We start from the raw sequence: 16,450 nt of genomic DNA, 5'->3' as shown, positions 1-16,450 counted from the left end.
AAAATTATAATCTATTAATGAAATTATTGCCATAATCATCCCAATCATTAAATTCTCTCTCTAATTGGTCGTTAAATGCAACAAACTTATTTTTTTCTTCAAGATCAATAAACTCTGAGACATCAGTGTTTCCTAAATCAATTTCTAAATCTTTAACGATTATCTCACCATCTCTTTCGATAATTAATTTTAATTCTAATAATGATAGATCTTCTGGTGGATTTGCAGCTATAATTTCACCTGTTGCCTGATCATATTCTAACCATTCTGGAACTTCTGATCCATCTTTTAAAACAAGTTTTATTCTCTCAAAACTTCCTAAAATCTCAGTTGAAAGATTAATAGCTATGTCTGTTCCATTATTAATCGCTCTTAATTGGAAAATTCTCTCAGGTTTGAAGGCTTCAATAATATCTTTGATATCTCTTTGATTATTAAAGTTTAAGTTTTGTGTAGGAACAGTATCAATTGTGCCATCTGCTTTTTGTCTAATTAAATTAATATTTCCATCTGAGCCAACTGAAATTAATGCATTTACTTTTTTAGCGACTTTTACAATTTGTTTATCTCTTTTGATTTGCTCTGGATCAATTTCAATAGTGATTTCTCTTGTCTCATTTTTCTTATCGGTTGCAATAATAATAATATCAAGTTTATCTACACCATCTGGAATAGTTGTTGTGGTTTTACCTGTTTTAGAATTAACTTTGATCCAACTTGGTAAATCAGAACCATCAGCCATTTTACCTTCAAACTTTATAATCTCGTTATCAATTTCATTCATAACCTTAAAGTTAAGTTTTAATGCATCTGATTTTTCTTTAGCGTTAACTTTTGCTAACGCACCATCTGATAATTGAACACTTTCGGTTTCAGCAACAAGATCTACTAGTTTTAAACCTTGTGAATATGAAGTTTTTCTAATAGTTTTTTCAAATTCAAATTTATTTAAACTTAATTCTACTTCGTTATCACCTTCTACTTTTAGTTTTCTGATTGTAACTTTAGATTCTTTCTTTATTTTTTTTTCAATTCTCTTTTCAGCTTTTTGTTCTTTTATTTCATTAACTTTTGCTCCACCATTTTGTAATTTAACAATTATTGAGCCAGTATCAGTACCTGAATTATCATCAGCCAAAGTATAATTGAAATATTCAAAAACAATTTGACCAGGATCTAGTGTATCTTTAAGCCCAGCATTAACCACATAAGTGTAGCTACCATTAGCATTCATAGTTAATGTTCCATAAGTGCCCTCAAGACCACTACCAATTGTTCCAGCTGTTCCTGCTCCTTCAGTAGCACCTGTTCTAATTGCAGATACAGTTAAAGTATCACCGACATCGACATCACTGTCATTTGTTAATACATCTTTAATTGAATTATTAATTGCTGTTAAAGTTGAACTTGTTGAAATATCTATTGTATTACTATCATTCGTAGCAACTGGATCATCATTAATACCAGTTACAACAAATGCTAATTCTGCAGTATCAGTTCCTCCATTACCATCTGAAACTGTGTATGTGAAATATTCTCTACCTGTGTCACCTGCTCCTAAAATATCATTAGGTGTGTAAGTATACGTTCCATCTGAATTGACAGTTAATGTTCCATAAGTTCCTGTTAATGCAGATCCAATTGTGCCTGATGTACCACTACCACTTTCTCTACCCGTTCTAATACCTGAAACAGTTAAAGTATCACCGTCTGTATCAGTATCCCCATCTAATAAATCATCACTACCATCTGTGACTGTTAAAGTATTACCTTCTGTAACAGAATTGCTTTCATTATCTGAAACTGGATCGTCGTTTGCTGATGTCACATTGATTGTCATAGTATTAGGAGTAGCACTATCTGCATCTCCATCATTAACAGTAAAAGCAAATGTTGTATAAGGCGAGCCATTGTCATTTGCATCAGGATTTAATCTTAAATATCCATTTGAAATATCAGTTGTAGTTATTACTTGATTTAAGGTTACATCTGTCCAAGTTGTACCGTTATAGTATTGAAGCGCACCGTCATCTTCTAAAGTTGTAATTTTAACACTTACCAATGCATCATCATCATCTGCATCGGTATAACCAAAGTCAGATGTGCTAAATACATATGGAGTATCTTCTGTAGTTGTAACTGTGTTATCTGCTGCTGTTGGAACATCATTAACTCCTGTAACTGTAAAGGTTAACGTAGCAGTATCAGTTCCACCATTACCGTCTGAAACAGTGTATGTAAACGTATCAGTTGCTGTATCTGATCCATCTAGATCATCTGCTGCAGATTGATTGGCTACATAAGTATAAGTACCATCTGCACCAATTGTTAATTGTCCATATGTACCTGTTACAGTTGTTCCATTAGAATTATATGTACTTGACGATGCAACTGCTTGATCAGAGTTTGTGCCTATACCAATTAAAGTAACTGTTAAAGTGTCACTGTCAGCATCAGTATCACCATGTAAAACATCTGATGTTCCATCTGTAACGGTTAGTGTTGCATCTTCATTAACTGCACCTGTTTCATTGTCCGCTACTGGTGCATCATTAACAGGAGTAACATTTACAGTAATTGTGTTAGGAGTAGCACTATCTGAATCCCCATCGTTTACTGTAAAATTAAAAGTAGTGTAAGAAGATCCGTTTTCATCTGCAGCTGGGTTAAATCTCAATTTATTTGCAGCAATGTCCGTTGCTGTTATAACTTGATTTAAAGTTACATCTACCCAAGTACTTCCATTATAATATTGTAAAGCACCCGCATCTTCTAGTGTAGTAATTTTTATACTTACTAAAGCATCATCGTCATCCGCATCTGTATATCCAAAGTCAGATGCTGAAAATACATAAGCTGTATCTTCATTTGTAGTTACTGTTTTATTCGAAGCAGTTGGCACATCATTAACCCCTGTTACTGTAATAATTAATGTTGCGGTGTCTGTCGCGGTTCCATCAGATATTGTATACGTGAAACTATCAGTAACAGTATCACCTGCATCTAAATCATCTGCAGCACTTTGATTGGCTACATAAGTATAAGTACCATCTGCACCAATTGTTAATTGTCCATATGTTCCAGTAACTGTTGTAGGTGTACCAGAATTATAAGTGCTCCCAGAATTTACTGCTGAGTTAGATCCGCCACTTACAGCTATTTGAGAAACAACAAGTGATGCTGCAGTATCATCTGTATCAGGATCGGTATCATTATCTTGAACAACTCCGCTAGCAGCACTTGAAACAGTCAGTGTTGCATCTTCATTTACTGCACCCGTATCGTTGACTGCAACTGGAGCATCATTAACACCTGTAATGGTAATTGTAAGTGTTGCTGTATCGGTTGCAGTTCCATCTGATACTGTATATGTAAATACATCTGTTGCAGTATCACCTGCATCTAAATCATCAGCAGCACTTTGATCTGCAATGTATGTATAAGTTCCATCTGCTGCTACAGTTAAAGTTCCATAAGTACCTGTTAAACCTGAGCCAATTGAGCCAGCAGTTCCACTTGCTCCTTCAGCTCCAGTTCTAATTGCAGAAATTGTTAACGATGCACTATCATCTGCATCAGTATCACCATGTAACAAGTCAGAAGTCCCATCAGTAACTGTTAGTGTTGCATCTTCATTAACCGCACCAGTTTCATTATCCGCAACTGGATCATCATTAACCCCTGTTACTGTAATAATTAATGTTGCAGTGTCTGTAGCATCACCATCAGATATTGTATAAGTGAAACTATCAGTTACAGTATCACTTGCATCTAAATCATCTGCTGCACTTTGATTGGCTACATAAGTATAAGTACCATCTGCACCAACAGTTAATTGACCATAAGTTCCTGTAACTGTTTTTCCGTTTGAATTATAAGAACTACCACTTGTTACAGCACTGTTAGAACCTCCGGTTACTGCAATTTGTGTAACTGTGAAGCTGTCATCATCATCAGCATCTGTATCATCAGCCATTAATAAACTTGAGCCTGAACTTTGTGTTACTGTTGCATCCTCATTAACTGCATCCGTATCGTTGACTGCAACTGGAGCGTCATTTATTCCTGTCACTGTAATGATAATTGTTGCAGTGTCTGTAGCTGTTCCATCTGAGACAGTATAAGTAAAGCTATCAGTAGCCGTATCACTTGCATCTAAATCATCAGCTGCTGACTGATCTGCAATATAACTATAAGTACCATCAGCACCTACTACTAAAGTACCATAAGTACCGGTTATTGAAGTACCATTAGAATTATAAGAACTTGAACTTGCAACTGAACTATTAGATCCGCCTGTAACGGCAATTTGAGTTACTGTTAAAGAGGCACTATCATCTGCATCGGTATCATCTGAAATTAAAGTGCCTGCACTATTTGTTAAATGTGTAACCGTTGCATCTTCATTGACTGCATCAGTATCATTTACTGCAACTGGATCATCATTAATACCTGTTACTGTAATAATTAATGTTGCTGTATCTGTGTTAGTTCCATCTGATACTGTGTAAGTAAAACTATCAGTAACAGTATCACCTGCATCTAAATCATCCGCAGCACTTTGATTAGCTGTATATGTGTAAGAACCATCAGCACCTACAGTTAATTGACCATAAGTTCCTGTAACCTGTGTACCACTTGAATTATATGTGCTACCTGAAGAAACAGCTGAATTGGATCCTCCTGTAACTGCAATTTGTGTAACTGTTAATGAGTTGCCGTCTGCATCAGTATCATCTGCAACTAACAAACTAGCCCCCGAACTTTGAGTAACTGTGGCATCTTCATTGACACTATCTGTGTCATTGACACCTACTGGAGGATTTCCATTGCTAACAGTAAAAGTTAAAGTAGTTGTTACTGTAGCTGTTCCATCAGAAACTGTGTAAGTAAATACATCTGTTCCAACACTTGAACCTGCAACATAAGAATAAGAACCATCGGCACCGATGGTTAAAGTACCATAAGTACCAACGCTTGAAGCACCATCTGCTCTAGTTGTTCCAGCAGTTACAGAAGTAGCACTTCCTGCTCCACTATGCTGAATGGCTGTAACAGTTAAAGAAGAACTATCGTCTGCATCTGTATCATCTGATATAACAGTACCTGCACTGTTTGTTGTGTCTGTAACAGTACTACTTACTTGAACAGAATCTGTATCTGCAACACCTACTGGATCATCATTGACACCTGTGACAGTTATAATCAATGTAGCAGTATCTGTGGCTGTGCCATCTGACATTGTATAAGTAAAGCTATCAGTTTCAGTATCACTTGCATCTAAAGCATCAGCTGCTGCTTGGTCTGCAACATAAGTATAGGTACCATCTGCACCTACAGTTAACGTACCGTAAGTTCCTGTTATTGATGTTCCACTAGAATTATATGAACTTCCAGAACTAACAGCTGAATTAGATCCACCGGTAACAGCAATTTGAGTGACAGTTAACGATGCACTATCATCAGCATCAGTGTCATCAGCAACTAATAATCCTGCACCTGAACTTTGAGTAACCGTTGCATCTTCATTAACTGCATCCGTATCGTTGACTGCAACTGGAGCGTCATTTATTCCTGTAACTGTAATTGTTAGGGTAGCTGTATCTGTGCCAGTTCCATCGGATAGTGTGTAAGTAAAGACATCTGTTGCAGTGTCACTTGCATCTAAATCATCAGCTGCTGACTGATCTGCAATATAACTATAAGTACCATCAGCACCAATTGTAAGTGTACCATATGTTCCGGTAACTGAAGTTGGTGTCCCAGAATTATATGTACTTCCACTAGTTACTGCCGAGTCTGAACCATTAAATGTAATTGTAGTTATTTCTAATGAAGAAACAGTATCATCTGTGTCAGCGTCTGTATCATTATCCTGAATAACACCACTTGCAGCACTTGATACTGTAAGTGTAGCATCTTCATTAACTGCACCTGTGTCAACATTTGCAACTGGATCATCATTAACACCTGTTATTGTAATTGTAAGAGTTGCGGTATCAGTTCCACCATTACCATCGGATACAGTATAAGTGAATACATCTGTTGCTGTATCACTTGCATCAAGAGCATCTGCAACATCTTGGTCTGCAGCATAAGTATAAGTCCCGTCTGCTGCTAGAGTTAAAGTACCATAATAACCAACAACAGCTCCGCTACCAGCAGTGTTACTATTGCCGTTTCCAGTTGATGCACTTCCTCCACCTTGATCTGTAGCTGATGTATGAGAATAAGTTGTTATTGTTAAAGTGTCACTACTATCAGCATCGGTATCACCATGTAATAAATCTGAAGTTCCATCTGTAACTGTTAAAGTTGCATCTTCATTTACAGCACCTGTTTCATTATCAGCAACTGGAGTATCATTAGCACCTGTTGTGGTAATTGTTAGTGTAGCTGTATCAGTTGTTGTACCATCTGAAACTGTGTAAGTGAAAACATCATTACCTGTCTCACTAGCACCTAAAACATCATTTGGTGTAAATTCATAAGAACCATCTGCACCGATTACTAAAGTACCATAAGTACCAGCAATAGATTGACCATTAGAATAAGTAGTGCTTGCTGTTACACTTCCTGAATTTCCATTAGTGTGAGAGATATTTGTTACTGTAATTGTTTCAACATCAACATCGCTGTCATCATTTAAAACATCATCTTCAGATCCTGTTACTGTTGTAACAGATCCTTCTGTTGCAGTATCGGTATCATTAACAGCTGTAGGCGCATCATTTGAACCAAGGACTGTAATTCTAATTACTCCAAAGTCGGTATCTGTTCCATCTGATAAAGTATAATTGAAACTATCTACTGCCGACTCGCTATCATCTAAAGCTTCTGCAGCAGCTTGATCTGCTACATAAGAATATGAACCGTTTGCATTAATTGTTAATCGACCATAAGTTCCTGTTAAAGCAGCACCAACTGTACCTGCTGTACCTGCGTTTTCAGTGGCTCCAGTTCTAATTTCTGTGATAGTTAAAGAAGCACTGTCATCAGCATCACTATCAGTATGTGAGGCTGAGCTTGTATCAATTACATCTCCTGAATGTTCACCTGTTGCATCATAAGATCCTGAAACATTTGCATTAGCACTATTTGCAACTGTTAATGTTGCATTCTCTCTAATTACACCAACGTCATCTTGAGCAACTGGTGCATCATTAACACCTGTAACTGTGATAGTTAAATTTGCTGTATCGCCATCTGCTGTGTAAACAAAAACATCAGTTACTTGATCACTTGCATCTAACGCATCAGCTGCAGCTTGATCAGCTGTATAAGTATAAGAACCATCTGCACCAATTGTTAGAGTACCGTAAGTACCTGTAACTGATGTTCCATTTGAATTATAAGTACTACTACTTGTAACTGCTGAGTTTGATCCACCATCTTTTTTAATATGAGTTACAACTAAACCATTACTATCGGCTGTATCATCGTTTAAAACATCATCTTGTGCACCAGTTTTTGTTACCGTTGCATCTTCGTTAACACTATCAGTATCATCAGTTAAAGAAATTGAACTTCCAACAGTAAATGTAATTGTACCAACATCATAAGCAAATGAACCTGAATTTGTTTCATTATCACGAGTTGTAAATGTAAAGGTATCAGTTGCAGTTGCACCAAATGCAATACTATTAGTTGCACTTGCTGTATATGTATAAGTTCCATCTGCAGCAACTGTTAAAGAACCATAAGTGCCTGATACAGCTGAGCCAACTCCTGTTGCATCAGTTATAATTGTATTATTCGAGCTTTCATTTCCTGATGCAACACCTGTTACAACTAAAACACTATCATTATCATCACTATCAGCTACAATATCATGAATATCAGCACTTGAAGTAGTTGCTCCTGCAGCAACAGTTCCTGCAACTGTAGTATCAGTTACATTAGGGGCAGCATTAACAGATACTGTCATTGTGTAAGCTGATGAGCTGTACTCAGTTCCATCGTGAACTTTAAATCCAAAAGTTACATCACTTTCTGAATTTGCTGCTGGTGTAAATCTTAATTTATTGTTACCAATATCAGTTGCTGTAATTTCTTGGTTTAAAGTTACATCAGTCCATGTTGATCCATCAGATGAATATTCTAATGCACCTGCACTTTCTAATGTAGTAATTTGAATTTTTGACAAACTATCACTGTCACTGTCTGAATAGTTGAAATCACTCGCTGCAAATATTTTTGTGATATTTGATGGTGTTCTATCTCCTGCAGAAGATACTTGGTTATTTTCATTAATATAAACAGTTGAGTTAGATGCTGTTGGTGCATTATTTGAGATAGCCGTAACTGAAATGGTTAATGTAGCTGTCGTTGTGGATGTTCCATCCGTTAAAGTATAGGTGAAAACATCATTTCCTGTTGTTGCATCAGAGTTTGCAGCATAAGAATAACTACCATCTGATCCAATAGTTAAAGTACCTTTAGATCCTGAAATATTTGTAGCATTTGAAGTTTTTGTAGAGTTGTATGTAAGTTGGGATGCAGATCCTCCTGATGGTGTTACTTGTGTAATGTATAAGCTTGAACTTGCATCAGGATCTGTATCATCTGAAACTAAAGTTCCAGCACTATTTGTGGTATCAGTAACTGTGTTTCCAGCTGTAACTGAGTCAGTATCATCTACTGCAGTTGGAGCATCATTAATACCAACAACTGTAATTGTTAAAACAGCAATATCATCTTCACCATTACCATCTGAAACTGTGTAATTGAACGTATCTGTTACAGTATCACCTGGATCTAAAGCATCAGCTGCTGCTTGATTGGCAACATAAGTATAAGAACCATTAGCATTAATTGTTAATTGACCATATGTACCAGTAAGTGCAGCACCAACTGTACCTGCTGTGCCACTTCCCTCTGATGAACCTGTTCTAATGGCTGTAATAGTTAATGTATCACTATCAGCATCACTATCTGAATTAGATCCTGAGCTTGTATCAATAACATCTCCAGTATTTTCCCCAGAGACATCCACTAGGCTGAAAGGAGTTGTTAAATTATGTTCGTTAATTTTAGCGCTAGCAGTACCTGTAGTAAATAGTATTGTTCCATCATTATTAAAAGAAAAACCCACCGCCCCAGTATGACTCTCTGCAGGGTCAACATCATAAGCACCTTTATAGGTAACGGTAGATGAAATATCAAAAGCAATTGACAACGTGTATTCGTGAATTTCACTACCTACAGAACCTGAGATATACATTTTTGTTCCATCGTTATTAAATTTTATTTCTTGTGGAGATGTATCTTGAGATGAAACACTAACACTATCAGTATATGAAAGTGTTGAAACGTCGAAAGCCGAACTCAGGGCGTATTCATATACACTATCATTATTGAGACCAGTGGTGAACATCTTGGTTCCATCGTTATTAAAAGTTAACCCGGTCATAACTGAATCTTGGGTAGTAAGGGTACCTGCTGTATAAGTATTTGCAGTGGTTACATCAAATGCTGTTGAAAGACCGTATTCTCTTACAATTGATACTGCGGTAAGTTCATGACCAGTAGCTTGTAGTACAAACATTTTTGTTCCATCATTATTAAACGATACAGAATTCGCATTTGTACCATGGCTAAAATTAGAAGAACTACCTGCGGTGGATACATCAAAGGCAGTTGATAGAGGGAATTCATATATTCTAGAATTAAGAGCATCAGAGGTATACACTTTGGTTCCATCATCATTAAATACTACACCAGAAGATCGGGTTGATAGGCCACTGAGAGATTTTGAATCTGAGGAACTGAATGTAGCTGTAGCCACACTTGTTGCATTACCACTATTAGAAACTGTTAGAGTTGCATCTTCATTAACTGTACCCGTATCGTTTTGTGCAGTTACATCTCCTGAAGCTTCAATAGTAATGGTGATGGTTGCAGTAGTAGTAGTTGTTCCATCTGAAAGTGTGTAAGTAAAGACATCTGTAAATGTTTCATCATCTGTTTCTAAATCAGTAATGTCTGAGTTTGCTGTATAAGTATAAGAACCATTTGCTTCTAAATCTAACGTACCATAAGCACCCACAACACTATCAGTTCCTGCAGTACCACTATTACTATTTGATCCACCAGCAGCTCCACCTTGACCCGTAGAACTTGTGTGTGAGTATGTTGTAATAGTTAATGTATCATTTGTATCAGGATCAGTATCATTTGCAGAAATATCACCTGAATGATCTCCTGTTGCATCATTTGTATTAGAACTACTATCAGCATCGTTAGCTGAAGCTCCATCTGCAACTGTTAATGTTTTTCCTTCTTGGATATAACCTGTATCAGCTGTTGCACTAGGCGCATCATTTGAACCAAGAACAGTTATTGTGATTTGTGCAGTATCAGTTGCAGTACCATCTGAGACAGTATAGGTAAAATAATCATTAGCACTTTCACCTGCTGCTAAAGCGTTTGCAGCACTTTGGTTTGCAATATAACTATAAGATCCATCCGCTGCGATTGTTAATTGGCCATAAGTACCCGTAAGCGCAACTCCAACTGTTCCAGAGTCACCACTTCCACCTTCTTGTCCTTTTCGAATAGCAGTAACTGTTAAGGAAGAGCTTGCATCTGCATCAGAGTCTGAATGTGATGCAGAACTTGTATCAATTACATCCCCAGAATTTTCACCTGTTGCATCATAAGATCCTGAAACATTAGCATTGGCACTGTTTGCAACTGTTAAAGTTCCACCTTCAACTATAACACCAACGTCATCTTGAGCTACTGGTGCATCGTTAATCCCTGCGATAGTAATTGTTAACGTGGATGTGGCTGTTGCTGTTCCATCAGAAACTATATAAGTAAATACATCAGTAATTGTATCACCTGCATCAAGCGCATCTGCTGCGTCCGCGGTTGCTGCATAAGAGTATGAACCATTAGAATTAATTGTTAGAGTACCATAAGATCCTGTAACTGTTTCAGTGTTGCTTGTAAAAGTAGTTTGCGCACTTCCACCCGCTGTTGTTGCGGTAATACTTGTAATTGTTAATGTGTTTGCTGTATCTGCATCAGTATCATTTCCTAAAACATCACCTGTATGATCTCCTGTAGCACTATTGTAATCACTATCGCTATCTTGATCATTAGCTGAAGCTCCATCTGCAACAGTTAATGTACTGTCTTCAGCAATATAACCCGTGTCTGCTGTTGCTGATGGATTGTCGTTAACACCCGTAATTGTATAAATTAATGTTGCAGTATCTGTTCCACCATTCCCATCTGATATTGTGTAAGTAAAAGTATCTGTTGCAGTAGCACCAGCAGCCAAAGCATTTGAAGCTGATCCTGATGCTGTATATCTATATGTACCATCTGCACCAACTACTAAAGTACCATAAGAAGTTGTTATCGATGTTCCGTTACTATAATTAGTTCCTGAGCTAACTGCTTGATCAGAATTTGAGCCTGATCTAATATGTGTCACTACTAAGCTATCACTATCAGCATCTGTATCATCGTTTAATAGATGATTTCCATCAGATTTAACGTCTTCCGTTGCACCTTCGGTAATGCTATCAGTGTCATTAACTGCTACAGGTGCATTATTACTAGAAGCAACAGTAAAAGTAATTGTACCAACATCGTAAGCAAAAGAGCCAGAGTTAGTTTCGTTATCACGAGTTGTAAATGTAAATGTGTCTGTTGCTGTTGAACCGTGAGAAATATTATTCGATGCACTTGCTGTATAGGTATAAGTTCCATTAGCAGCTACTGTTAAAGATCCGTAAGTACCTGTTACTGCTGAGCCAACCCCAGTATTATTTGTAATTATTGTATTATTCGAGCTTTCATTTCCTGATGCAACACCTGTTACAACTAAAACACTATCATTATCATCACTATCAGCTACAATATCATGAATATCTGCACTTGAAGTAGTTGCTCCTGCTGAAACAGTTCCTGCAACTGTAGTATCTGTTACATTTGGTGCAGCGTTAACAGATACTGTCATTGTGTAAGCTGATGAGCTGTACTCAGTTCCATCGTGAACTTTAAATCCAAAAGTTACATCACTTTCTGAATTTGCAGCTGGTGTAAATCTTAAATATCCATTTCCTAAATTTGCAGCACTAATCTCTAAATTTGTAGTAACATCGCTCCAAGTGGATCCATTGGTTGAATATTCTAAATCACCAGAACTTTCTAATGAGGTAATTTGAATTTTTGATAAACTGTCACCATCTGTGTCAGAAAAATTAAAATCACTTGCTGAAAAAACTTTTGTTATATTTGATGGTGTTCTATCTCCCGCAGAAGAAACTTGGTTATTTTCATTTATGTAAACAGTACCATCAGATGCTGTTGGAGCTGAATTTGATTGCTTAACAAGAATTCTTATATAGTCTCCATGTTTGAGTGCACCATTATCAGATCCAAACTGCAAAACATTGTTTGTTCCACTACCATGATTACCAACTGATACCCACTCCATATCTGCATTACTAAGGGTACTGGAAATAGAGGTTTTATAAGAATTAAAAAAGTTTTGAGTACTACCGTTACCTTCAATAATTCTTGCGCCATCAGTATCTATCGCATTTGAACTTCCACCAGAATTTGTAAAATTATAAATAAAACTATTACTATGAAATGTATTACCATCAACAGTTTGGGCTCTTGTGTGGGCTTGATCAAATAAAATACCAACTATTTCTCCACCAAACACGACCTCACCAGCATCATTTAATGCATTTTTATCTGCGCCGTTTACATGCATCATAAGATAAGAATTAACTGTCATATCCTCGGAGGCTGTCTGATCAGCTCCACCTTGTATTTCAGAATTTGGTGAACTAGTAGGATCATCCAAAGTGTCACTAGTATCAACATCAACGTCTGAAATATGATCACCAGAAGATATAGAAACATTTTCTCTCTCCAAAACTATACCAAAATTAGCTCCAATAGTTGAATAAGCACCGCCACTCCCCAAACCTACGTTGAGATTATTAGTTGTATGATCCATTATTGTAACGTTATTATCTTTGTGAGTAATTCCAGTACCTGATGGACTGCTCACAGTAGACAATGATCCAAGTGAATGATTGTAATCTAAAACTTGAACATTTTTAGTTTCAACAATACCGAATTTGTTTTCTAAAACCCAATCACCACCTTTACCAGTAACATCATCTGAAGCTGCAATGTCTGCTTTTGTTATTTCTGAAATCTTCTTTATTAAAAGTTCACCTTGATCTGTGCTTGCTACATTACAACCATAAAATAAAATATCACCACTACTTGTTAATGATTGACCAATGGATGCTAAAGTTGCTTGATAATTAGCAATAGTATCATTATTTAAAAATGCATTACCAAATAATATTTCTCCAGCAGAACCGTGACCAATGATGTGTAAAGCATCAATTTCTTTTCTATCTGTTAGGATTTGATCTATCTTTTTAAAACCATCTTCATTGGAATTGATTAAATAAAATTCTGTGTTTTCTTTAAAAGAACTAATGATTGTTTCATAATCAGGCACCGCACTATCAATAAACACCACGCTTTTTCTTGACTGATCTCTTGCTACATTTGCAAAAGGCACTTCATTATTTTCTTTTGAGGTATCGATTATTTTAGAGTTTTTTTTTATCTCTTGCTGGTTACGATCATCAATTAAATCTAAAAAAGTTACAGCTCCAGCACCATCAAGCATTATCCGTTGCTCTAGCGCTTCAATAAATATTTTTTGCTTCCTTTCACGTTTTTTAATCATTTAATTTGATTTCAATTTTCCAGATATTTTTTTTCCAGGGGTTACAACAGTGTTATTAGTTCTCTTTTTAATGATACTAATTTTACCCATAATTGTTTGGCCCACTTTTGTTTTTGGAGATTTTGAAAGTGTGAACTTTGGTTTATTTAATAAAAAACCTTGCGCTTTACCAGTTGCAGGATTTATTTTGATTTCGATATTCTTTTTAACTTTTTTGATTGCAGGTTTTTTTAATTTATGTCTTTTAATCTCTCGAACAGTCATTCCTATACCTTGCTTATTTTAAAGTTTTTTATTTTTCATAACTTGTTTGTAATTAAAAGATCTTGATCTTGTTTAATTTTAAGTTCTTCGATATTTAAATTTGCTTCTTTTTCATTGGTAGATTTTTTGTTCAGTAATTTATTTTTGATCTTTTTAAAAATATTGGTTTTATTTTTTTTCTTTTCTTGTTTTGCGAGTTGTTTTCTTAATTTTTTATTTTTTTTCTCTTGTTTAATAATCATTTTGTTAATTTTTTTATCAGAGAATACTCTTAAATCCTTGCCATCTTTAATTGCTACTCTTTCATAAAATAAATCTAAAGCTGCAAAACGCTCTTTAGTTATCTCCTCAGCTTTCTTTATCTCTTTTTTTATTTTAATTTTTGCTTCTTCAGTTCCAAATGCTGTATTTTTAAAAATACTCTTATTTATTCTTTGAGCTTTTAATCTCTTTTCTTTTTCTATTCTTTGATGTTTAGCTAAATCTTTTTCTTTCTTAATTTTTTCATCAACTACTAAAGTAAATTTATCCTCTACTGTCGTATTAATATTTTTTACATTAACAATTATTTCTAATTCATAAGCATCTCCTTTGCTTTGCTTATCAATTAAAAAAGTTCTCTGAGTTGGTAAAAAATCAATCCAATTTGGCAATGGTTGATTATTTGCTAATCTTACGGAATATTGAGGTTGCCCCTTACCTTGAAGTTTAAATGTATTTTTCGCAAATGTAAATTTATCAAAACCTTGGTTATAATTCTCAACAACAGGGTTTTGTTTTTGAATAGGCTTGATTACTTCAGATATATAACTTTCACCTAATTCATCAAATAAATCTTCAATTTCTCCTGCATATAATTCAGTATCGCAAATATAAAGATTACAGTCCTCAAAATTTTCTTTTCTAACAACATCTACTCCAACTGAAGTATAAACTTGGGCGACCGAGTATTGCATCTTAGCAAATGCAATATCTTTTCTAAGTTCAGCAACTAATGAACTTGCATCTTCTCTAATTATTTCTAGATCACCAAATCTTGCAATTTTTTGAGCGTTCCTTACTTGGTTAGCAATTTTTTTTGATACTGAATAATAACGATCAGCTGTTTCATATTCTTCCATACTCATTTGAAAATCAATATTAGCTAAGTGAACTTGTGACAGCACCGCCATTGATAGAGCAAGTCTTTGCTCTCTGATAATTGCTGTATTTGCTTCGTTTACCTTTTTAATTGAGGGTGCTCTAAAAACATTTAATAAGTTTGCACCAATTGACGAACCGTACTCAAAGTTTTGTTTATTTTGTAAATAATTATTTGATGAACTTGTGTAACTTGCATTTAAATTAAAACTTGGTAACAATGATCTTATACCCGCTTTAGTTTCTGCTAATGAAATTCTTTCTTGATATCTGTTTTCTAACAATTCAGTTCTATTTATTAAAGCATGTCTCTCCATATTCTTTAGTTTCATATCCAGAATATTGATCGGTTTGCTTGTTTTAACTAAATTATATTCTTGATTGGGCAGTAGCCCCATCAATCCTCCTAAAGTTATTTTCGCATTAATTAATGTTTGTCTTTGACTGATGAGTGCTCTTTTAATATCTAATAATTCTTTTTGATATAAAAGTGCGTCCATTGGTTTTTGCAATAGCATCTCTTCAATTTTTCGAGAATCACCAAGTGCTTGGTTAACTTTTTTAATTAACGGATCATACTTTTTAATTAATTTTTGTGCTGAAAGCGCATTCCAATAAGCTTGGATTACCTCTTTTGCAATGTTGTTAGTTGATTTTTTTTCAATTTCTTTAGCAATTAAATACCTATCTGCACTTTGGCCTGCTCTTATATATGATAAACCAAAATCAAGCGCATTCCATGCAAAACCTACATTTTGCTCAAACACATCTTTTGTTCTTGATGTGGAATATGAAGATCCTTTGCTTCCTGCAGTATCGTTTGAGCCTACCGTTGCACTAGTGCTTGATTGATATTTTTCACTTCCTGTGTAACCCGCATCAGCTGACATCGAGGGAAGCATATCAAACTTAATGTCTTCTAGTTGTTGATTTGCTAGTGCTGTTTCGAATAATTTTATCTTAATGTCTTTATTATTCTCAATTGCAAGTGCAATCGCTTTATATAAATCAATATCTAAATTGTTTTTGAGTATTTCGTTTTGTTCTCTAATTTCTGATATTTTCTTGATATCTTCTTTGGCAGATATTTCTAAAGTATCAATTGCAAGTGGTTCGGGCGATCTTGAAGAACAAGAAGTTAAAGCGATTAATAATACAATTAATGTTGTTTTTATTAAATTATTGAGCATTATAAAATATTAAACATTGATTTTTTACAGTGTAAAAATTAACGCTCAGAATGGGTTTTTTTTAAAATTTGGGCTAATTATTCAACTAAGACACTAAAAATTAATTTGTCCAAAA

3 protein-coding genes are annotated in these 16,450 nt (G+C 35.2%); all 3 read right to left on the bottom strand.

Translation table 11 applies throughout. The features are described from left to right. Nucleotides 1–4: 4 nt before the first annotated feature. The 3 genes from ACTTA6_RS01480 to ACTTA6_RS01470 are packed head-to-tail and all read right to left on the bottom strand — an operon-like array spanning nucleotide 5 to nucleotide 16,335. Nucleotides 5–13,741 (bottom strand): VCBS domain-containing protein, encoded by a 13,737-nt coding sequence (locus tag ACTTA6_RS01480; RefSeq protein ID WP_440680356.1) that lies wholly within the window; start codon nucleotides 13,739–13,741, stop codon nucleotides 5–7. After that, nucleotides 13,742–14,005 (bottom strand): hypothetical protein, encoded by a 264-nt coding sequence (locus ACTTA6_RS01475; protein ID WP_440618262.1) that lies wholly within the window; start codon nucleotides 14,003–14,005, stop codon nucleotides 13,742–13,744. Nucleotides 14,006–14,040: 35 nt separating this feature from the next. Then, nucleotides 14,041–16,335, bottom strand: coding sequence for a TolC family protein (locus ACTTA6_RS01470; protein WP_440680355.1), 2,295 nt, complete (start codon nucleotides 16,333–16,335; stop codon nucleotides 14,041–14,043). Between the last annotated feature and the right edge of the window lie 115 nt (nucleotides 16,336–16,450).

Origin of the sequence: Candidatus Pelagibacter sp. HIMB1636 (genome assembly GCF_052047675.1) — a bacterium.
GTDB lineage: Bacteria > Pseudomonadota > Alphaproteobacteria > Pelagibacterales > Pelagibacteraceae > Pelagibacter.
This window is presented reverse-complemented; position numbering and strand designations above follow the sequence as displayed.

Coding starts and splice junctions, on each gene's coding strand:
- ACTTA6_RS01480 (WP_440680356.1), bottom strand. CDS start 13,741: ATGATTAAAAAACGTGAAAGGAAGCAAAAAATATTTATTGAAGCGCTA.
- ACTTA6_RS01475 (WP_440618262.1), bottom strand. CDS start 14,005: ATGACTGTTCGAGAGATTAAAAGACATAAATTAAAAAAACCTGCAATC.
- ACTTA6_RS01470 (WP_440680355.1), bottom strand. CDS start 16,335: ATGCTCAATAATTTAATAAAAACAACATTAATTGTATTATTAATCGCT.